17 protein-coding genes are annotated in these 21,635 nt (G+C 58.8%); 9 read left to right on the plus strand and 8 right to left on the minus strand.

Annotated elements, in window-relative coordinates; translation table 11 throughout:
- Window positions 1–40: 40 nt before the first annotated feature.
- Window positions 41–310 carry a hypothetical protein gene (locus C5J26_RS33755; RefSeq protein WP_371681969.1) on the plus strand — a complete coding sequence of 90 codons (270 nt, stop codon included), beginning with the start codon at window positions 41–43 and terminating at the stop codon, window positions 308–310.
- Here C5J26_RS33755 and ampC read toward each other — a convergent pair.
- From ampC to C5J26_RS33460, 7 genes are all read right to left on the minus strand, one after another.
- On the minus strand, window positions 307–1,500 hold the full coding sequence (gene ampC / locus C5J26_RS30450) for a class C beta-lactamase (protein ID WP_172746204.1): 1,194 nt from the start codon (window positions 1,498–1,500) through the stop codon (window positions 307–309). The genes C5J26_RS33755 and ampC overlap by 4 nt on opposite strands.
- A gap of 962 nt (window positions 1,501–2,462) precedes the next feature.
- Window positions 2,463–3,176, minus strand: coding sequence for a hypothetical protein (locus C5J26_RS33005; protein WP_172746205.1), 714 nt, complete (start codon window positions 3,174–3,176; stop codon window positions 2,463–2,465).
- On the minus strand, window positions 3,173–6,244 hold the full coding sequence (locus C5J26_RS30470) for a class I SAM-dependent DNA methyltransferase (protein ID WP_105405172.1): 3,072 nt from the start codon (window positions 6,242–6,244) through the stop codon (window positions 3,173–3,175). Before C5J26_RS30470 ends, C5J26_RS33005 begins: the two co-directional genes overlap by 4 nt.
- Window positions 6,241–6,705 (minus strand): hypothetical protein, encoded by a 465-nt coding sequence (locus C5J26_RS30475; protein ID WP_105405173.1) that lies wholly within the window; start codon window positions 6,703–6,705, stop codon window positions 6,241–6,243. The genes C5J26_RS30470 and C5J26_RS30475 overlap by 4 nt, the downstream gene beginning before the upstream one ends.
- A 299-nt stretch (window positions 6,706–7,004) precedes the next feature.
- The gene (locus tag C5J26_RS30480; RefSeq protein WP_105405174.1) at window positions 7,005–8,036 is read right to left on the minus strand and encodes a hypothetical protein; all 1,032 of its coding nucleotides are present in this window, start codon (window positions 8,034–8,036) and stop codon (window positions 7,005–7,007) included.
- Entirely contained in the window at window positions 8,026–9,690 is a 1,665-nt protein-coding gene (locus tag C5J26_RS30485; RefSeq protein ID WP_105405175.1) for a class I SAM-dependent DNA methyltransferase, read from the minus strand. Before C5J26_RS30485 ends, C5J26_RS30480 begins: the two co-directional genes overlap by 11 nt.
- Window positions 9,691–10,044: 354 nt before the next feature.
- A complete protein-coding gene (locus C5J26_RS33460; protein WP_105405176.1) occupies window positions 10,045–10,284 on the minus strand; it encodes a helix-turn-helix transcriptional regulator in 240 nt (79 codons plus the stop codon).
- Between the two features lie 243 nt (window positions 10,285–10,527).
- On the opposite strand from C5J26_RS33460, the gene C5J26_RS30495 reads away from it, so the two are divergent.
- The 5 genes from C5J26_RS30495 (at window position 10,528) to C5J26_RS30515 (ending at window position 17,691) form a co-directional block, all read left to right on the plus strand.
- The gene (locus C5J26_RS30495; RefSeq protein WP_172746206.1) at window positions 10,528–11,175 is read left to right on the plus strand and encodes a hypothetical protein; all 648 of its coding nucleotides are present in this window, start codon (window positions 10,528–10,530) and stop codon (window positions 11,173–11,175) included.
- Between the two features lie 193 nt (window positions 11,176–11,368).
- The gene (locus C5J26_RS30500) at window positions 11,369–11,611 is read left to right on the plus strand and encodes a DUF982 domain-containing protein (protein WP_105405195.1); all 243 of its coding nucleotides are present in this window, start codon (window positions 11,369–11,371) and stop codon (window positions 11,609–11,611) included.
- A gap of 336 nt (window positions 11,612–11,947) precedes the next feature.
- The gene (locus tag C5J26_RS30505) at window positions 11,948–13,345 is read left to right on the plus strand and encodes a C1 family peptidase (protein ID WP_172746207.1); all 1,398 of its coding nucleotides are present in this window, start codon (window positions 11,948–11,950) and stop codon (window positions 13,343–13,345) included.
- Entirely contained in the window at window positions 13,342–13,884 is a 543-nt protein-coding gene (locus tag C5J26_RS30510; protein WP_105405179.1) for an OmpA family protein, read from the plus strand. The genes C5J26_RS30505 and C5J26_RS30510 overlap by 4 nt, the downstream gene beginning before the upstream one ends.
- Window positions 13,885–13,935: 51 nt before the next feature.
- On the plus strand, window positions 13,936–17,691 hold the full coding sequence (locus tag C5J26_RS30515) for a caspase family protein (RefSeq protein ID WP_105405180.1): 3,756 nt from the start codon (window positions 13,936–13,938) through the stop codon (window positions 17,689–17,691).
- A gap of 507 nt (window positions 17,692–18,198) precedes the next feature.
- On the opposite strand, the gene rpsU is transcribed toward C5J26_RS30515, so the two are convergent.
- A complete protein-coding gene (gene rpsU / locus C5J26_RS30520) occupies window positions 18,199–18,453 on the minus strand; it encodes a 30S ribosomal protein S21 (RefSeq protein ID WP_105405181.1) in 255 nt (84 codons plus the stop codon).
- A gap of 377 nt (window positions 18,454–18,830) precedes the next feature.
- Here rpsU and C5J26_RS30525 point away from each other — a divergent pair, with 377 nt between their 5' ends.
- Genes C5J26_RS30525 through ligD form a run of 3 tightly spaced genes read left to right on the plus strand, consistent with a single transcriptional unit; the run spans window position 18,831 to window position 21,586 of the window.
- The gene (locus C5J26_RS30525; RefSeq protein ID WP_105405196.1) at window positions 18,831–19,730 is read left to right on the plus strand and encodes a Ku protein; all 900 of its coding nucleotides are present in this window, start codon (window positions 18,831–18,833) and stop codon (window positions 19,728–19,730) included.
- Between the two features lie 12 nt (window positions 19,731–19,742).
- Window positions 19,743–20,555 carry a Ku protein gene (locus C5J26_RS30530; RefSeq protein ID WP_105405182.1) on the plus strand — a complete coding sequence of 271 codons (813 nt, stop codon included), beginning with the start codon at window positions 19,743–19,745 and terminating at the stop codon, window positions 20,553–20,555.
- On the plus strand, window positions 20,552–21,586 hold the full coding sequence (ligD, locus tag C5J26_RS30535; protein WP_105405183.1) for a non-homologous end-joining DNA ligase: 1,035 nt from the start codon (window positions 20,552–20,554) through the stop codon (window positions 21,584–21,586). Before C5J26_RS30530 ends, ligD begins: the two co-directional genes overlap by 4 nt.
- The last annotated feature ends 49 nt before the right edge of the window (window positions 21,587–21,635 follow it).

Here is a 21,635-nt window from a genome sequence, read left to right on the forward strand (position 1 = left end):
CAACCCTGGCGGCGGGAGCAGAGACGCCTTGGCATACTTGATGACTTGCTGGCCCCAGAAAGGAGGAGACTCCTTTGCTTTAGCCAAGTGCGTCTGCATGGAAGCTGCCGAAGGTCGAGGCGATCCCGTCCGCGGCTGCATCAGCTTTCAGAGTGGCCGCGAGCGACGCGGGCATTCTTCGTTGAGCGTCCGCAGGCCGTCGCCGCCTTCAGTGACGGAAGAACTTCTGAAGCCGCCTGCAGACCCTCCACAGACAATCTGCGTGGAAAGGGAGGTCCCATGGCGCCTGCCTATTGCTCCCGGCTTCTAATGCTCCTGTATGGTCTCGACGGCTTTGAGGATCGTGAAAGCCGCCTTGATGCGAGCCGGAATGGGGAAGTTGCGGTTTGCCAAGAGCACGACTCCGATCCGCCGCTCTGGCACAAAAGCGGCGTACGCCCCGAAGCCGCCCGTGGATCCCGTCTTATTGAGAAGGATCTCATCCCCGGGTTTTTCCGGCGGATTTAGGCTGACAGCTGGTTGGGGTTTAAGCGCCATATCGGACGAGTTGCCCTTAAGCACGGTGTCAAGCGTCGTGGGCCAGGCGTAAAGCTCCCATCCGAGTGACTGGTACATGTCGCCCACTCGGTAGTACCCGATCTGCATCGATTCCATGGCCTTTTGAAGGGAAGGCCCCAACCGGGAGGGATCGATATTCACCTCAAGGAAGCGGAGCAGATCCGCGGCCGTGGTTTTTATGCCGTAGGCCTGTGCGTCGAGCGCCCCAGGCGTTACCCGAACCGGTTTGCCAGCCTTGTTGTAGCCAAAGGCGTAGCTCTGGATCTTTGCCGTTGGTACGTTCAGGTAAGTCCTCTTCAGCCCGAGGACCGGCAGAAGTTTCTCCTCCATCAATGACGGAAATGGCTCTCCAAGGCTTTCTGCTGCGAGATACCCGAACAGCCCGATGCTGGGATTTGAATAGACGCGGTGCGTGCCCGGCTCGTAGCTGGGACGCCAACCACGATAAAAGCGAGTGATGTCTCGATTGTCGGCTACCTCGTCTGGGAACTGGAGTGGCAGCCCGCCCGCAGTGTAGGTGCCGAGGTCGAGCAGGTTGACGCGGTCTAAGGCGCTGCCCCGAAGGACAGACATATGGTCACTGCCCTTGTCGAAAAACGAAAGCTTGCCCTCTGCCTGCGCGTAGGCGCCGAGAGTAGCGGTAAAGGTCTTGCTGACAGAGCCTATTTCGAACAGGGTGTCATCACCGACAGGAACTGACCTCTCCCGGTCGGCGAGCCCATAGTTCCAGACAAAGCTGCGTCCATCGATTGTGACGCCGACGGCCATTCCCGGGATGTCATTTTCTGACATCAGTGGCTTTATGGTCTTGTCAACGACGGTTGCAATCCGCCGCTCCGTTTCATCCGCCTTCGCGCCGACAGGATTGACCGTGGCGACCAATGCTAGGGCAATGGCATGGCCGGCAGCGACCGTGCGGTTTGCCGAACCAGAAAATCTCATAGCTAGAGGCTCTCTCCGTAAGAGTGGCGTCGGCCGGTCCTCGACCTGAAGTCGATTTACCGGCCACTGCTGCATCGAGCAAATGAAGACTTCTCGGTCGAGGCATGAGAAATTCTTGGCCTTCCCCGCGCCGCTTCGACCCAGTTTCAACCTGCCGCGTTCATGTCCATGTAGGCGGGTTCGAAGATATGACCATCCGGTTCTGCAAAACTGCGCAGGCACATCGAACCAAGATCCTGCGGCTCACGGACATCCACCCGTCCACCGGATCCAAGGAGAAGGCGGCGGGCAGACGACCTCGATCGGTGTTGACAGGCGGGTGGTCGACCTTCCATCTCACCCAGTTGAAAGCGGAGCCGAAAATTCCATAAACGGCACGACGTCACCCTGATTGAAGCTGCATTAAGTCCGTCGGCTGTTCGATTCCCATCAAGGCGGTAGCATCGTTGGTTTTCGCAATGGCGAACGAGGACAATCGGATGCCACGGATTCATGTCGTTTGGTCATGCTGTCGAACTATACAGCCTGAACGGCCCAAGCTTATCGCTTACTGTTCATCATCTAGCAGGCCAATCAATTCAGATACACGCAACCCCGTCTGGAGCATTGTGAGGAGCAGCACCCGATCGCGCCGACCGACCCAAGTCGATTGGTCGGGTGCACAAAGGCCGAATGGGTGTGCACAACGCTGTCGTTGTCGGGCCGCTCTGACTTGGAGGCGTACACCGCTCATTCAATTTAACCCAGCCTCATATTGACAAATAGCTTTATTGAAGCCCGTTAATCTGCGGGGGGATTACCAAGGCAACTGGGTTGATTGCCATCTTCTCGTCAATCACCGAGGATCCGGACCACATCGGCTCGACACGGCGGTTCCCCTCACAGCTACCTTTGAATATTCCGGAGACAGGTTCGCCTGTACGCCTGACAAGCTGGCGCGGCTCGCCAACTTGCAACTCGCTTCAGTCAGCCACGCTCTCATCCGCAAAATCAAGCACGGCATGGAGGACCGTGAGCGCGTCCAATCCTAGACCGGGCCGGCCATGGTCGGAAGCGAGGGACGTCCGCTGTAGTCCAAGCTCGATGGGCGCCATTCTGCTGGCTGCAACGCCCCCCGACAGTGCCGTCATCAGCGCAGTCAGCCAAGTCGATGGATTGGTGAAGGCATAGGCGACCATTCCAGCCGCAAGTTCCTTCGAGTAAGGTGGCTGTCGTTCGATGAAACACCCAAGGCCATCAGTAGCCAGATATCGTCCTGTGATGTCACCAGGTGTTCGCAAGGGCTTTGCTTCCATAACGAAGGCAACTGCGCGTCCAGCCTCGAACTTCCGCTCAAAGCGGAAATCAGCCTTGGACTTACGATTGCCATGCCGTTCGTCACCGGGTGTCGGGCTTTCATAGCTTACGTGGATGCGGTCACGATTGCTGTCGATTTCGGCATCGTTTCTCAGGCGCCGCATCCGGTCACCAAGGCCGGACGTAATCTCTGGCTCCGTCGGGCGAGTGGTTTTGCATCCGCCAAGAAACGAACGCCATTCCTGTGGCGTCCGCAACAGACTGTGCCCGTCTTCCAGGAGAAGCAGCGCGTCTGAGATGAACTCGCTCCACAGGTCCGCCTCCTGGTAGGTCAAACCACGTTCGACGAGCCATTGCTGTAACGATATCGCCGTAGTCATACAGCCTCTTTGCTGTCGTACCCGGCCATTGCAGCCGCGGTGATCAGATCTGCATCAGCAAACGCCCGTTCCAGCGTCCAGTGCATCCGCTCGCGTGGTTTAATGAGTACGCTCGCCATCGCCTCCCGCGATTGCCACAGGAAGCGGCTTTGCGTCACGGCGCTCGCGCTGTCGTCGGTATAGCTGCTCAACGCCCTATCGGCGAAGTCTTTGGCCCGGCCGCCAGCAACGGCGTCTGCCATCCTATATTCGACTACAACAGCGACCAGTTCGCCATCGAGCTTCAATACACTCGCATTGTAGCGGTTTCTTCCGCCATCTATCTCGTGAAGAAGGCCGGCTGTGTAAGTTTCGAGTTCGCTTTCCTGGCTTTCATGCAATGCCTCCGCTGGTGTCCCCCCATCCGTAAATCCTTCTCGAAATGAGGCGAACTCTGCGATCAGATCTTGGTAGAGCGGCGGCAAGCCAAGCATCTTGCAAATCATTGCCTCGCGTTCCGTAGGAGCTTTTGCCAGAAATTCGATCCAGTTATTGCTATCGAACCCGCCGAAAGGCCATGGAATATCGAGCACGGCGCTCAATTCGATATTCGCTCGATCAATCGTCATCCGACGACCGCTGACAAAGCACAGGTAACGAAAGGTGTCCGAAGCCATATAGGCCGCTAAAGCCTCAAGAAAGTCTCGATGCCGCCGAGGAAGCTGTTTGCCCGCAAACTTCGCAAAACATGCGACGATGAAGAAACTCGTGGCAACGGGCGGCTCGACGAAAACCGCCGTTTCACAATTGCGCGGCAGAAGGACCACGTTTCCCATCAGGAACGGTTGTGAGCTGGGATGCGCCCGTTCCAATTGCGACGCGGGCAGGGGAACAATGCTGCGAACCGGAAACAAGCTTGGCTCTTGCCCAAGCTGATACTTCCAGAATGTATCCCGCTTCGGATCGTTACCCAAGACAAAACTGCCGTCTAGGTTTTGGTCGACCTCGATCTTGAACTGAAGACCGATCAGGTTCTCGAGCTGTCGCATCGACGTCAACCGCCCAGAGGCGATTTGACGATCGAGTTTCGTAAGCACTCGCCGATCAACTGGGGAACAGGTAAACAACCGGCGCCATCCCGCGTCGCTGAGATCATCGGCATTTTGCCAAAGAACTTGCGTCCAGTCCTGAAGCAAAGTCCAAAGGCGCCCTTTGCGGCTTGCGGGTTGTGTGGACCGCAACGGCCGATAAATCCAGAAAGGCAGACTTGGATCGGGAGCGGCCTTTCGTAAGATTACCGCAGCCGTCGCTTGGCGCGCGCCTCGCTCGGCCTTTTTATCAGTGCCTCCGGCAGTACGCGCAGCGGAGCGTCGAAACAGCGCATAGCGCAAATGAGCTAGATCGGCGATGCCGATCAGCTGCGTTTGCTTTCGAACGGCTCGAGTAAATTTGTCGGAGAACGTGTTCACCAAGCTCTTCTGTGGAAGCAACAGGGCCACAATGCCGTTGTTGCGAAGGTGCTCGTGATAAGCCTTCCAGAGGAACAGTTCGGCGACCTGTTTGTCACCGATCGGAACCTTCGAACGCTTCAAGTATAGCTTGGCGTCCTCGCTATCGAGCGTGCCGACTTGTACCCACGGCGGGTTTCCCACGACAATGTCGCACACGATCCCTTTCGATACTTCGGAGAAAAAATCTCCAACCCTGATATTGGCTTCCCGTCCGTCCGTCGCCTTGAGCATTGGAGGAAACAGACGCCTTCGGCCGACCCGGACCGGCCACCGAGAATAATCGGCCGCTTCCTTCGGTTCGACGTAGTCAAGCATCGTCAGGTACAAGCTAAACGCTGCGACATGACAGGCAGTCGCATTGAGCTCAACGCCAAAGATCCGACTGGTCATCAGCTCGTGAAGATGGTCGAGTGGAAGATACGCGCGGCCCGCGGGCAGGGACGACTCGACGATCCGCCTATAGGAACCTACGAGAAAAACACCGGAGCCTGCCGCTGGATCGAGCACGCTCGTATCTGCGTTCAGCGGTGTCGCTTCTTCAACGCGATCGAGCGTATAGTCGGCAAGGAAGGGCGGCGTATAGAAAGCTCCGAAGCGCTTGCCAGCCTCCTTGTTCTCGTTTTTCAAGAACATTTCGTAGATCGCTGAAAGCGTCTCCGTGCGAATGCTCGCGAAATCGTAATCGAGAAAGCTCAGCTGCAGCGCATCGTTCGCGCCCAGTTGAGCGCCATGGCGAAGCACTCGTCTTAAGAGGTTCAAATGCTCGGCATCATAGGCGTTCAAGTAGTCCTTGGGCATTGGAAAGATGCTGCCGTTGAATACGTCATCGAGACGCTCAAAAAGGGTGGTGATCTCCTCAGGCGACCATTCTCCGTCTTCGGCCAGACTTATCCCCTTTAGTTCCCATTCGGACAGCCGCTCGACAGTGATGAAGCCACGATCGACAAGGAAATAAAAGTATAGCAGTCTAGCAATCAGCGCATTGATAACGGTCGGCGCTAATGCTCGCCGTGATTGCGTCTGAGTTGAAAAAACAATCGACAGCTCCGCCAGAGATCGAAGCAGACGTTCATCAACAAACTCATCTGCCGTACGCGCTTCGTCGCGCCAGGCAAGCGAGCTCCGCATTACCTTCGCTGACAACGGCGCCAACGCCGATTGATCACGAAGACCCAAATGCGCATCGGCCGGTGCGACCACTACTTCTGTTGCATGCCGCTCCCACCGTGAAGAAGAGAAAGCAAAGCCCTGGCACACCCAGAGGCGATCGGGCGCGACCGCCACGAGATAGGGCGCAAGCCCCTGGCTCCAGACGCTGCGATGCACCCGCATGGCATCAGCGGCATCACGGACTTCGGCCAAATAGACAAGAGGCGTAAATCTTGCGTGCTTGGGTCCAAGCAGCGTTCCCTGAGCGCCGGTCCAAAGGCCGAAAGCAGCGCGAACATTCATTAGCTCTGCGGCAAGCCGAAGGGCATGTCGATGGCTTGGCTGGCTGGCAAACAGGTTCGCTGGCAGAAAGCCAGCATCACCCCGATACCCCAGAAGGTCGACGACCCTTTCAAGCAGCTCGCTCATTGACGCTTCCTGCCAACGGCTTGCGGTGCGAATGGGAGTGGTATCTGCGCTTGTGCGATGCCCGGCGATAGCGCGGCATCGGACAGCCGATTGACAATAGGCGCGCACGGGATGACGATCGCAGGCAGCTCGGCCAAGCTCAATCCGGCGACTGCAAGTTCGAGGCTGTCTGCCGTCACAACAATGACCACCGATCGTAACGCACCTGCGCTGTGCTGCGCACAAAGCACAAAAAGGTCATCCCAGCGCGAAGCAAACTTTGCGATCCCAATATCCAAGGTGCGGACTGCTGAAGATAGCGCCGCTAAAGCGACCAATTCGCCAGCGGTAAACCGGGCTCCCTTGCCAGACTTCGCGGCAAGGCACGGGATCACCTTGCGCCAATGGCGCCAAGCCTCGGGACTGACATCAGCGAAGCTTCTGGCTTGTTCGCTGGTATATTGTATAGTCGTTGGTGACATTTTTTCTTGTGGCTAACAACAAGAAAAATTCTTACCGCATTTTTAGCGATTTGCCAAACGTTTTCGGTAACCTTCCTCTAATCTGCCGCTCGGCCAAAGGCGGACCCGTGACGGTGACAACTAGCTCCGCCGCGCCAGAAAATTCATTCTCTTTATCTGTCAAAGAGGAAGTTGTTACAAATCAGTGACTTGGTTTCTACCGATACAGAAGGTCGAGAGTTCGACTCCCATCAAGGCGCTGGACATATTGCGCATGGGAAAGCCATCGTCATGTGACCAGGCAACTTGAGCAGTCGTTTCTATTTCCTCGATAAGATGGAAGCGCGGCGCCTCCTCGCCTCCTCATGCATGTTGACGGGCGTAGCCGCGAGAACGCGCGTAACCAACGACGTCAGAAAACGGGCCGGTGAGAGGTCATCTGGAGTTCGTTCTGCGAGGATCGATACCTTCGGCAGGGCCTTGACGATGCTCTCGACCGTGCTTTCAGCAAGGTGCGCTATTTCACCCTCGGCCGGATCTGTTATCGGCTGCGGGCCTGGCTCTAAAATGCCGTCGGTGGGTTCTTCTTCGTCGACCGCCGGCTGTACCGGATCAGTGGAGTATTCCATCAACACCAGGCAGGTGGAGTGGTACGCATCGTCCTCACGGCCAAGCTTGGACAAAAGGTCGAACAACCACTCTGCCGTCTTGGGTTCCTTTTCCAGAATATCGGACCTTAGTCCAAACAGGAACCCGAGCGCCGCAAGCGGATGGCGTAGGCGGAGATTCTTGGCGTCGCCATAGGATTCCTCGATGCGGTTCGGCGCATTTTTTCCATAAGAGGAATCCATTCGCTTCGTCGATATCAGCAATTCTGGGCCGGTCACCCAATCCGTGATGATGACGTCGACTTGCTTCAGATAGTTTTTGCCCAGAATTGAAGCAGAGGAGGAGGTCACGCCGGGAATGGACGTGTTCGATGTCAGATAGGATTGGGCCTTGGCTCGTATCGCTGTGGGAAGCGACTTGACGAAAGCCGAGACAGGCGCGGGAAGAACCCGCGGATTAGCAGGCCGCGGCCAAACCTGGTCCGTCCCGAAACCAGCCCTTCGGAGTTCATAGCTGAGCCAAACATCAAGTGCGAGGGCAGGCACCCCCGTTTGCGTCCCTACTTTCAGGTGGAGCGGAACACCTAGCAATAGCGCAAGGGTGTCGTAATCGGGATTGATGAACGGCTGGCCATCAGTTCCAAGAACCCATGGATTGTTGTGTTCCCCGCTAGGTGCGGCAGCTTCGACGATATGATCGAATATTTCCCAGGCTTCCGCTTTCGAACTTGGTTTAGCGGCCACTTGCTGACCTCACATTTCGACGGTTCGCCAGTTCCGCGCGTGCATTCCGGACGGCTGCCCTTTGTGTCGTCGAAACCTCGCCGTCAACCAGCAGTACCTCGTCAACCAGACTAACGGCATCGAGCAGCCGCCCTTTGTCTAGGAGCTTTCCAACGCTTCGCTTAATCTTGCGAAGCTCATCGGCGCGAGAGGCGACCAGGGTCGGGGAAGGCATGGCCCACACGTCTGCCTCCTTTGGCTCGATCTTCAGGATCCCGCCTCCATAGGCGCGGCCTACCATTTCGGCATGCAACAAGGTGATTGAGTTCAAGCTGGCGACAGGGAGGAGCTCGCGGCCCAAGGCAGTATATGCCTCGTTCAAGTAAACCCCGTGCACCGAATTAAGGTGACGCGCCTTGGCCGAGTTTTCCGTAATCCGGGGGGTGTCCGCATTCATGCATGTCAGTAAAAGGTCCGCGGGTGAAACGAGCGGCACCCGATACCAGGTCTTGCGGACCCGGCATTTATAGGCGGTGTCGACGCCTGTCCTGTGGCCGTCGGCGATATATGCCGCGGCAGCCTTGGAAGGCGGGTCATTTGGATAGAACAGGTGGATCGCGTTGCCCTCTTCACCAAGTTTCTTCAGCTGGGCACTCGAAAGCGAGAGGCCTCGCAAATGCGAGCTTCCGGGTGGCGAAAGGCTGAGCAACTCGTCTGGGCGCAGTCCGAGCTCGGCTACGCGCTGGGGGGAAAGCGTGAAGTATTTGTTGTTTCCGGTTACCATTCCGAGCGTTGTGTCGCCCCAGGTTTCCAGGTTCGTGTAGAGGCCTGCTGTCGAAAGAGCGTGCAAAAGATGCACTGCGTCGATATCGACGAGACTGCTGGTCCACTTGCCCGCTGGGTCGGCCGGTGTCCAGCTCAGTCCCGGGCCTAAAGTGTCGAGGGTTGCAGCGTTCTTGGTTTGCCGGATCGTTGCAAAATCCGCCGGCCCCTCCAGATAGCCGTCAGCAAGAAGAAGCACGACATCCGCTTCCGCCTCCGGGAACACTTGCTCATCGAACAATACGAGCTGCACGTCGCGGAATCGACTGAACAGGAACTTGCGGACGGGCGCGGCATAGTTCACCGAGAGCAATTCGGCGGGCAAGACGAAGGCCAGGCGGCCGCCTTTCTTAAGGAACAACGCCGAGTGCACGGTGAATGCAGCCCAACTTGATGCGAGCCCCGTCAGGGAAATCCCGCCCCTGATGGCCGCCTCCCGGGCACGGGCACGGGCCTCCCCGGTAAAGTCCTGGTATCGGATATAGGGAGGATTTCCGATGACGGCGTTGAACGCGGGATCAGGCGTGACGGCAAAGAAGTCGGACAGTAGGATATCGGCCTCGCCCCCGGCATCAGAGACCCGCTTGCGAGCAACATCTGCGCTGTGGGCGTGTATCTCCACGCCATGAACCATCGGGCACGATCGCCCGCGGGGAGTGAGTTCACGAAGGCGATCGACCGCGGAAACCAGGAATGCAGCGTCGCCGGCGGCGGGTTCGAGCACGCGATCCTCAGGCCCGCGAATGGCCCAGTTCGAAATGAAACGGGTAATCGCTGGAGGCGTGAAGAACGCACCTCTCTCCTTGCGGAGGACGGGAGTGTCGATAGGGTCGCGATGGGTAACGAAAGTCACGGCTAGCTCCCGAATCGTGCACGCATGGGTTCGCTCTCTTGCCGCATACCTATCCTATACTGATGAATTTCTGTCTACTCTTTGTTCTTATTTTCAATCTGCCGATCTAGCGGAATTGCAGCAAGCCGCGCCTAGCAATGGCCTACTCCCAGCTCAGAGCGATAATGTGCTGTGGGGTCGGTAGGGGGCCTATCATATTGAATTCAGGTGCTCAGGGTCTCGGGTCGATGATTCGGACCCTTTAAGGCGGAAGCACCTTCACCCGTTTCAACAGAAGCGGTTGGGCTTGAGGATCTTGTGAGCTTCTATGGCCGCCCGGAGCTCGCCAGGCCTAGGACCGTATAGAAAGTAGCGCTACTTCTCGTGCTCCGTCGCCCGCGCGAAACGTACACCTACGCCGCCGCCATTCTCTGGAATGAATTCAATCCCCGCGTCTTCTAAGACGCTTTTGATCTTGAGAAGTGTCGCTTTGCGTAACTCTTCGCCCCTTTCGAGACGAGTGATGGTCTGCGTTGAAACTTTCGCTGCGTTCGCTAAATCCAGTACCCCCCAATCAAGTGCGACGCGCGCCAATTTGCATTGGATCCCCTTCATATCACCATGCCATGATGATTTTGATTGCGCATAGTCGTACGAGCCTGTATCTTGTTTCGGACTAGCGGCTGCACGGGTGTTGGTAGCACCCCTGCAGCCTGACCACAATCTAGCTGTGTGGAGCTTGGATCATGGCTGATTCTGAGAATAGCAGAACTTTGTCTGCAATCACCCGCCGAAAATTACCGTGGGCAGAACTGCGGGCGATCCTGAGGGAGCTCGTTTTGATCGGAGGCGGTCCCAATGGCCTCTTCCGCGAATAGGAGTGCCTCCCCCGAGACCACGCGCAGAAACTTCCTTTCACGTGCTGCGGCTTCGATCGCAGCCGCGCCCGCCCCGGCAGGTGCAATGGTGCGGACGGAGAGTTCGGAGCAAGACGATCCGGTAGTATCACTTTGGAGAGATTGGCTAGCCGCCCACAGGCTCTGCGGGGAAGCCTGCCGTCGGCAGCAAAAGCTTGAAACGGAGTTGCTTCGAGAGCTCGGTAGTTTCCCCCGCACCAAAATCCCGCTCACCGAAGACTGTGGTTTCATCTGGGCCTATTCCGGTCGGGAGATCGACCGTCTTTTGCCGAACGCTGATCAGGATGAAATGCGGCGGCAAGCAAGGGCTGCATTGGCGGCCCGCCGCAGCGAATGGAAGGCCGCGGACAAGCGGGTGGGATATACCAGGGCGAAAAAAGCCGAGGAGGAAATCGCAGATATCGAGGAGGCGTTGGCAAAGGAATTGTGGAGCGCGGCTCCTCGATCTGTCGCCGGCGTCGCGGTGAAGCTGCATTCTCTCCTGGAGATGGAGGATCCACGCTCTGCCCTCCAGGAAGCGCCGTGGCCGGAGCTTCGCACAATCCTTGCCGATCTTGTGCGGATTTGCGCAGGCCCGAATGCGATATGAGTAATACCACCTCCCGGCCAGTATATGCACATGGAGTGGCCGATCATCAGCATCCGGATCATCAGCTCGAGGTCAACCGAGGAACGGCCGGTAGCGCTGTGTGATCCAGGCCGCACCTGGGACCAAAGCCCTAACCCAGGAACGAGCCCTGACCACTTGCGTTCATCAAAAATCAGAACCCATGGAGCACGTTATGGACCATGATCTCTGGGATGAGCCGATTGAGATCGTTGTTGGCCCGGGCGACCACTTCAAGAGCATTGGCGGCAGCAGAGACGCCTTGGCATACTTGATGACTTGCTGGCCCCAGAAAGGAGGAGACTCCTTTGCTTTAGCCAAGCGCGCCTGCATTGAAGCTGCCGAAGGTCGAGGTGATCCGTCCGCGGCTGCGTCAGCTTTCAGAGTGGCCGCGAGCGACGCGGGCATTCTTCGTTGAGCGTCCGCAGGCCGTCGCCGCCTTCAGTGACGCCAAAACCTGCGGCGCTGGCTTGACCATGACCTTGGTATCTTTTGCCGATCGCTGCGCAAGCGCCTCCGATATGAGTAGGCGGCAGATGTTGAGCTGTCGTCGGGGGTGTGTTTTACTCGACTTGGGCTTGGGGGTTCAGAAACCATGGGACCGGAACGCAAGGCTGGGCTGCGCTTCTTGAATGGATGCGCAATCGCCGTCTTACTGGCGGGAGATTGTTTTGCGCAGGAAACGCAGTCAGGACCGCCCGCGACTGAACGCTCCGATCCGCCTGGGACGCGCTATTCGACCGGATTGAGGCCGATGTCCAATACAGAGATGCGGGGCGTGCCGGAACTGCCGCGGTTTCGAGCTTTCTTGCCGGAATTCGCAGAGCTATCGGCCCGATTTCCGCGCCCTCGTCAACAAGGGGCCCTGGGTTCCTGCGCGGCGTGGGCAGTGGGCTATGCGACGCGCAGCTACTACACTTCGACTTCCGAACGGAAACCGCTGACCGATGCCAACATCGTCAGCCCCAGTTATCTCTATCACCGCGCACGCAGGGGCGCCTGCGACGAAGGCTCGAGCGTGGCAGATAATGTACGTGTGCTCAGGCAAGGGGCTCTTTCGCTGGCGGATCATCCATACTCCGATCGCTGCGAAACCATTGCCCCAGAACTAGCCAACCGTGCAAAAGCCTTCAAGGTAGACGACCTAGCACGGCTCGACCATACGCGCGTCGACGATGTGCGCGGGCGACTTGCCCAGGGGGAGCCGGTGATCTTGTCTCTTAGGATCTGGCCCAGCTTCCACGACTATCGCGGCGGGATCTATCGCGTCGGATCGACAAGTGGGGAAATAAACTACCACGCTGTGGTCACCACCGGATATGACGATCGTCGTCAGGCGCTGCGTGTCGTCAACTCCTGGGGCACGAAGTGGGGGGAGGGCGGCTATATGTGGCTGTCCTACGACGCCTACGCTGCCATGGCCGTCGAGGCCGTGGTATTGAGGGTCGCAGGGTTCACTCCGACACCGCCCGTCGAACCGGTCGATACCGTCGAACTGGCCAAGCTCGTAACCGACGTCAATACTCGGACCTGCGCCAACGTCGCGTTCCGCAAGGAGGGCGAGAGTGTCATCGTCTCTGGGTTCGTCGGCAGCGAGGAGGATCTTAAGCGGATCAAGGATCTGGCAGCAACGAAATCGGTGTTGAACATTGACGGCCTCGCCGTTGCGTCCTGGCCGCAATGCGAACTCAAGCAGATCCTCGCGCGGGCGGCTGTGGAGCCTGACAAGCCTGGCGTCACGGTCGCGGATGTGACTGCACTCCACTCTGGGCGGCTGCTCGACGTGACAGTGCGCGCGCCGCAACATTTCAGCTATGCCTATGTCAGCTACGTCCAGGCCGACCAGACCATCGTTCACCTGGCGCAACCGCAGGGGCCCGGAAGCCAGCTAGAGCCGGGGCAGGAACTGCGCTTTGGCGACGGGAAGGAAGGGCGTTCTAAATTTACCGTCTCTCCGCCGCTCGGCCGCGAGATGATGCTGGTCGTGACCTCACGCAGCCCATTGTTCGAAAAGACACTCCCTCAGGTCCAGACCGCGCGCGAATATCTGTCGCTGCTGCGCAAGGCGCTGATCTACCGTCCGCGTGCGGATCTCCCGGAACGGGTCATCGCGGCGTCTACGATCGAGTTTGAAACGAAGGCAGCACCATGAAGATATTTCCGCTGGCGGCATTGGCCGCTGCCCTCTCGTGCCTCCCAACAAGGGCGCTGGCCCAGGATCTCAGCTCGGACCAGATTCGCTGCAAGCTTGACCCCACCTGCGTCAAGCCGGGTTTCCGCTCCTTGCCCTTCGGCAAGAGGGGCGTCACGGTCGATCCGGCTCCAGCCGAGGACAAGCCCAACGCCGTCAGCCTGCACGTTACCTTTGCCTATAATTCGGCAGAGCTGCTCAACGATTCCCTCATCACGCTCGATGCCTTGGGCACGGCACTCGTTGATCCGAGCCTTGCGTCGGCGCGTTTCATGATCGCAGGGCACACGGATTCCCGTGGCACAGACGAATACAACCAGAGGCTCTCCGAGCGCCGGGCAGACGCGGTGGCGCGCTATTTGGCCGACAAGTTCAAAATAGATTCTGGCAAGCTGGAGGTGGCGGGCTTCGGCGAGAGCGAACTCTTCGATGCCCGCAGGCCGGAGGATCAGATCAACCGGCGGGTACAGGTGATCAATCTAAGCGCCAACGCCCAGTAGTGGCACAGTGCGCTTATCGCCTTACGCTAGTAAGGTTGGGAGGGTGAGGCGATGAAACGTGGAGCCTGGATCGGTTCCGGCCTGTGGACATACGCGCTGATCGGCCTCGCATTCGCGTTGGCCGCGCCAGATGCGCTTCCCGCCGACAACATCCGCGAAATCAAACGCAAACTGTGGGTGCTAGGCGAACTCTCGGGAACCAACCTCGACGGCGAGGAGGACCGTGGCTACCGCGATAGCCTTGCGCGCTTCGCGTCGACCCGCAATCTGCGCGTAAGCAATGACGACGAGGCGGCATCGCTACTTGACCGGGCCATCGATGAGAAGACGCGGCAGGTTGCCGGACCCTATGACGATCCCCTCCCGTTCGACCGCCCATCCTTCTCTGGAGACTGGGTGGCCAAGCTCGTGATCGACGCCGAAGACAATGTCGTACTTGCGGGAAGCTGCTCGAACATTGCACGCTTCCGCCTTGACACCGGATTGCCGGCTAAAAGTTTCCCCGGAGCCCCGGGACTCAATTTCACCTACAGCAGCAGCATGGACGAGATCATTTGCCTTGCCGCCTGGGACGACAAGGCGCAGGGTCTGGTCGTCATCGATGCCATCACGGGCATGCTTGAGGATTTCATCCTTCTGCCCGGAATGGACAGTTTCTCCTTGGGCCATCTCGAAGTCGACGGGACGGGCACAGCCGTCTGGGTCTTCGGGACGAACGGCTTGTGGGCGGTGGATCTCGTGACGCGCGAGGCCCGTCGGGTGGTTTCGAAGCTGCCGGACAACCTGCCTCAGAACATCGCCGTTTCGGATGACGGATCACTAGTGGCGATCGAGTTCACCTACGGCATGAAATCCGGAAAGAAAGGCTTCCCGAAGGAGATACGGACATACGATGCGACGACGGGGCGCCAGTTGTCCGCGGTTTTCGATGTGGAAGGTCTAACGCTTGCACCGCAAGGCGACCGTTATCTCGCCGAGAAGGAGGACGTCTACCAGGTTCTTGACGCCCGCACCGGCAAGCGGCTCTTTTCGAAGAAGTTCGAAGGTATTAATCCGGAAGAGGGAATGGTCTTCACGTCGGATGGTTCGGGTGTTCTCCTTGCCCATTATGACGACGAAGAAACCCGATCCATCCTGAGGTGGGACTTCGCGAGCGGCGGCGTCACCACGATCTCTCATATCGGGCAGACAGGGAAACACGTTCGTTTCGATGAACAACGAGGCGAAGCCTACACGGTCGGTAGCGACGGCGTGTTCCGTTATCGCCTCCAGACCGGGGAAGCATTGACGCCGCCAAGAGCAGTCGACCGCATCGAATTCGTTGCGGCGGCCGTCAGCCCGGACGGCAAGACGGCCGTGGGAATAGGTCTGGACTCCGCCTATGTGCTCGATACGGAGAGTGGACAAGTCCGCCACCTGACGATCTCCGGCTGCACCATAGGAAGCTCTGTCGATCTTTCCAACAGCACATCGCCGGTTAGCTTTTCCAACAACCGGCGCCTCGCGCTCGGCTGCGAGGATGGATCCATCAAGGATATGGATATCGAGACCGGGGTGGTCTTCCCGGTCGGCAACTTCTCGGATGATGGCCCAGCTCATCTAGTAACATCGCCCGACGGCTTCTACCTGGCCGCCATTTACTCGGATCATAGTGACGGCAAGAGCGAGTACACGCTAATCGTGGCTGAGCGCAGTACCGGCCGCGTGATCCTGCGCAGGAAGACTGCCGAGAGGCTTTCCGGATTGGGCTTTGCCGATGCCGGCCGGCGCGTTCTCTACGGAGAAGGCCATTTCGCCGTCGTGATCGATATCGACTCCGGAAAGCGGGTGGCGGGCCAGGAGCTCAAGCTAGAAATGACCAAGTCCGGCCGGACCACACGCTGGTATTGGGGATCGGTCGGCTGGGTCATTCCCGATTCAGAAACGGGCGACGACACACTGTTCAGCGCCACGGGCACCGGAGGGCTCGTCTACAGCTATGCTCAGGGAAAGTTCTCGCTACGAGCAGGGAATCTCTGGGCCAGCAACGATTCGGTCGCAGGTTTTGCCAGGTGGGGGCGTGTAATAGCGCTCGCTGACCAGAAGCTGGTCACAGTGCAAGGGGCGGGTGGTCCGGCAATCGGCCGCCTGGGTGCGGACCAGTGGGCCTCACGGCACGCGCCGGTCGGCGGAGAGGTCCTTGCGCTTGGGGCACAGAACAAGGGCCGCTTCGTTGTGGTTACCGACATCGGTGGGATACTCCTCTACGACCCGAAGAGGGCAGCTCCGATCATGACGACTGTGCTGAGCGAGAATGGAAACTGGCTGAGCCGCATCGACGGTGGCTATTTCGCCGGGACGAGGGGCGCGGCGGAAAACCTGTTTCTCGCGCCGAGCGTACATGAGACGATCACGGTCGACAGCCTTTTCGACACGCTGTACAGGCCCGATCTCGTGGTGAATGCGGCTTCAGGCGTTGCCCCGGACCGGCAGGCGGATCCGGGGGAAGGCATCAAAACGCTCCTGAAGGACGGCCTGCCGCCTACCGTGGCCATTGTATCTCCATCAAACAACGGAACCGCGGACGATGAGCGCATTGTTGCCAAGGCAAACATCATTCCGTCGACTGGCGGTGTGGGCCGTATCGAGTGGAGGGTCAACGGCATCGTTCGGGTGGCCCGCAACCTCACCTCAGGTGCCGCGGTACGCCAAGGGGAACCTATCGCTGTCGAGGACAGACTACTTCTGGAACCAGGAAATAACCTTGTCGAGCTGAGCGTATTCAATGCGGCGAATGGCATCGCATCGATCCCTGCAACGATCAATGTGAACTGGGGCGATCCAGCCTCATCGGCGCCGCCGCGTCTTTTCGTCCTTGCGGTAGGCATCAATCGCTACTGGGACAGCAGGCTGAGCCTCAATTTCGCGACCGACGATGCCAGCGAGATCGTACGGGGCTTCAAGCTCGCAGGCGGCGACCTGTTCGACGACGTCAAGAGCTGGCTGATCACCAATGAGCAGGCGACACGGGAAGGGATAGGTCTCGCCTTCGATGATATCGCCAGGAGCATCCGCTCTACCGACGTCTTCGTCCTCTTCGTCGCCGGCCATGGCAAAACACTGGATGGCCGGTACTTTTTCTTGCCTCACGATTTCAAATATTCCGGAGAAGCCTCCATCGCGGCGCAAGGCATCGGGCAGGATCACTGGCAGGCCTGGATGACGCGTGTCGCAACTCGCAAGTCACTGCTGATGTTCGACACCTGCGAGAGTGGAACGCTGACGCAAGAGCGCACCACGCGCGGCTTCGACCGGCTCGCCGCGCTGGACCGGCTAACGAGGGCGACCGGCCGTTCAATCCTTGCCGCTTCCAGTGACGACGGTCCTGCACTGGAAGGTTTCCAGGGGCACGGCATCTTCGCTTACAGCGTGCTTGAGGGGCTAGGCGTCGCAGACTCAAACCGCACTGGCCTGATCCAGGTGACGGCGCTCGCGTCTCATGTCGGCGCGCGGGTGCCGGACCTATCCTACGGCAAGTTCGGCATCCGGCAGGTCCCTCAGATGAAGCTGATCGGCGAGGACTTTGCCATCGGCAAGGCGGTGAGCGCCCTCTCGGCTGTAGCAGACGATTTCGTCCCGGCGCAGCCGACCCATGTGGTCGTTTCCCTCGCTCCCCTCACCGATGCTAAGGCATCTGCAACAGGCGAAACACTCGCGCCGGGCGCCCTGCTCCGGGTCGTCTTTGAAGCGGGCGGGCGCTCGGAAGTCGCCCGCGCCGGCAAGCGTATTGGCTTCGTCCCGACGACCAGCCTTGCTCCGATGCATTGAGCACGAGTGGCCGTACGCCTAAGGCCGCAAAGGCTTTGCGGTGCTGTCTGCGAACATGGCCGAGGCAATCCCTGTCAATGCCGACGAACTTGCACGGCATACGCCCGAGACGGCCGAGCGGGTGTTGCAGGCGTGCGCGATGATATCGCAGTTCAAGGCCGCCTATCCTCATCGCATTCTCAGTCGATCGGTCCATTGATCGGGACGAAGGGCAACGCGGATTTGGTTCATATAACCGGTTGGAAGCTGGCTGGGGAAAGTGGCTACGCTCCCGCATGCGGCACTCCGCGGAGGGGAGGTCGTGGGAAGGGATGGCACGTAGTTGAGAAGGTCAGCGAAATCCAGGCCCTCTTTGAAGGGCCTGATCCTGCTGTTGGCCGCGGGCGTGAAAGTCGGGGAGGGCTAACGTATTGCAGGCATGCGCCACGTCTGCGAGTTCGTTCCGCGGAGCGAATGTGCGGCGCGGCAAACACCTGAGGCAGGCCTAGCTAGACATCTCGCCGGAAATCAACCGGCAGGTTTCGGACGGATGGCTGGCTTCGCCTTCTTCGGCGCAGTTATTCCAAGTTCGCGGTTCATCTTTTTCAACGCCACCTTGCGCGTCCGGCGGATGCCCTCCGCCTTTTCGCGGGCCCGCTTCACGGAAGGTTTTTCATAATGTTCCCGGAGGCGCATCTCCCGAAACACGCCCTCCTGCTGCAACTTCTTCTTCAGAAAGCGCAAAGCCTGATCAACATTGTTATCCCGCACCAGAACTTGCAAGCCGAACCCCTATGTTATCTTCTGGACCATTCATAGGCGGACGGCCGGTCTCTGCCAATATTGCAGCAAGGGAGGCAGGGATGACCATGCTAGTAGATGCCGCTAGAGTTATCCGTCATCGAGTCCCTGCGGACATACCGTTTGTCGCTTCGGTATCGATCAGTTCGCGTGTGGTGATGGCGAGACTCCTTCCTGGTTGATGCTTTCCATTAACGCACCCGACGTCCAAAAGATGCATGCGAATCAGCAGGCTAACCGGGACTCGCGAAACGGGCACGGCCGAACGGCTAAGTCCTTGAAAAATGATTCGTTTCGACTCGGAACAATTGCCCGCTCATTCGCTTGAATCGCCTAAGTTGCGTCAGGAGTTCAGCGTCATGGTTGCCCCAAGGGCCAATTGGAAAGGCTTCATCAAGTTCGGAGAGGTGTCATGCCCAGTGGCGCTTTACACCGCGGCATCCTCCTCCGAGCGGATCGCGTTTAACACCCTCAATCGGAAGACCGGCAATCGGGTAAAGCGGGAGTTCGTCGATAGCGAAACCGGCGATCCCGTCGAACGCGATGATCAGGTCAAAGGTTACGAGATCGAAAACGGCCAATACATCGTTCTGGAACCCGATGAAGTCGCCGCCGCCGTACCCGAGAGCGACAAGACCCTGAAGATCGACGCGTTCATTCCCTGCAACGAAATCGACGACGTCTATTTCGACAAGCCCTATTATCTTGCGCCGGACAGGATGGGCAAGGAGGCTTTCGTCCTTCTGCGCGACGGGATGAAGACGGCGAAGGTCGCCGCTATCGCTCGCACCGTCCTCTTTCGCCGGATGCGCACGGTCCTGATCCGCGCACATGGCAAGGGCCTGATCGCCTCGACGCTGAACTTCGACTACGAAGTCCGTTCATCCGAGAAAGCGTTCGAGGAGCTGCCTGACCTGAAGATCGAGGGCGAGATGCTCGATCTCGCCGAACATATCATCGGGAAGAAGAAGGGCAGTTTCGATGCCAGCACCTTCGACGACCGATATGAAGCCGCGGTCGCCGAATTGGTGAAGGCCAAGATCGAAGGCCGGTCGCTGCCGAAGAAGAAGGCGCCGGTCGCATCGAAACCGAGCGATCTGCTGCAGGCACTGCGCGAAAGCGCGGGGGTCGGAGCCAAGGCCGAGCCGAAACGCACAGCCGCCAACGCCAACAAAGGCACCGGTCGCCAAAAGGTCGCCAAACCTGCCAGTGCAGCGAAATCGAAGGCCGCGACGACGCCAGCGCGCCGCGCAAGCTGATCGGAGGATATCATGGCTGTCCGTCCCTACTGGAAAGGCTATCTCAAGCTGTCGCTGGTCACCTGCCCGGTGCAGATGATGCCCGCGACCTCCGAGAACGAGAAGGTTCGCTTCCACACGCTCAATCGCGAAACCCAGAACCGCGTCGTCAGTCACTATGTGGACTCGGTGACAGGGAAAGAAGTCAGGCAAGAGGACGAGGTCAAAGGCTATCAGCGCGGTGAGGACGAATACATCATTCTGGAAGATGATGAGCTCGAAAATGTCGCATTGGATAGCAGCAAGACCATCGATATCTCCACCTTCACCCCGCGCGACACGATCGAGTGGGTCTGGCTCGACACCCCCTATTATCTGTCACCGAACGATCCGGTCGGCCAGGAGGCGTTCTCGGTCATACGCGACGCAATGGAATCCCAGGACATGGTCGGCATTTCGCGGCTGGTTATTACGCGGCGCGAGCGCGCCGTCATGTTGGAGCCACGCGGCAAGGGTATCGTTCTGTGGACTTTGCGCTATGGTGACGAGGTGCGGGATGAAGAGACCTATTTCGAGGGCATCGGTGATGAGACAGCAGATTCCGACATGCTGCCGCTGATCGAGCAACTGATCAAAAAGCAGACCCAGCACTGGAACCCGAAGATGGTCGTCGACCCGGTTCAGGACCGGCTCCTCGATATCATCGCAGCAAAGAAGAAGGCCCTGAAAAAGCCGTCAAAGGCCAAGGCCAAAACGCCGGCCTCAGCGCCTGCACCGAGCAACGTCATCAACATCATGGATGCCTTGAAGAAGTCGGTCGCAGCCGAAACCCGGACAAGCAAATGAGCAAACGCGCCAAGCCTCTGCTTCAAGACGAGGCGTTCACCGCCAAATCCAAGCCGAGGCGCAAGCGCGATCCGGCCCAACCCAACCTCCCATTCGACCCGATGCCCGATCGCGTTGAGCCATGCCTGGATTTGCTGAAGACAGCTCCGCCTGTCGGGCCGGACTGGGCCTTCGAAATCAAATGGGACGGCTATCGACTCGCGATCCATATCGAGCCGAAGGGCGTGCGGATCATCACCCGTGGCGGCCATGACTGGACACACCGTTTTCCCGCGATTGCCGCGGCGGCCAAGAAACTCGGGGTCGGAACAGCGATCCTCGACGGGGAGGCTGTCGTTCTCAACGCTGAGGGCCAATCCGACTTCGGAGCGCTGCAGCGTTCGCTCGGCGGACGCGGCGGCAAACGATCCTCGACGGAGTCGATCCTGTTTGCCTTCGACCTTCTGTATTTCGACGGGCACGATCTGACGAAAACCGAGCTGTCTGTCCGGCGGCATCTTCTCGAAGATCTGCTGGAAGGCACCGTCGGCGCCATTCAGCTTTCAGAGGAAATCGAAGGCGACGGAACAGGGTTGTTGGCCAACGCTTGTTCTATTGGAATGGAGGGCATTATCGCCAAGCACCGCGACAGCCCGTACCGCTCCGGTCGGACCGGGGACTGGCTAAAGATCAAATGCGTCCAGAGCGATAGCTTCATGATCGTCGGCTACGAGCAATCCGCCGCTGCGCGCGGCGGTATCGGCAGCTTGCTGCTTGCTGGCCGTCGCGGCCATGACTGGGTCTATGTCGGCGCCGTGGGCACCGGCGTCAAGGAAAAAGATGCGATCTATCTGAAGAAGACGCTGGATCAGCTGAAGACGAGGACGCCGGCCGTTCCGATCAAAGGCAAGAACTACGTGTTTGCGCAGCCGACGTTGATCGCGGAGATCGAATTCCGCGGCTGGACGGACGACGGCAATCTGCGGCATGCATCTTACAAAGGCCTTCGGGAAATCCAGGACAATGCGGCTGTATTCGAAATGAATGGCTGACCGGATCGCTGAAACGGGCAGGGAGCTCGACCCTTGCGGGGAGCGCCCT

It is taken from the genome of Neorhizobium sp. T7_12 (genome assembly GCF_002968535.1).
Classification (GTDB): Bacteria; Pseudomonadota; Alphaproteobacteria; order Rhizobiales; family Rhizobiaceae; genus Neorhizobium; species Neorhizobium tomejilense.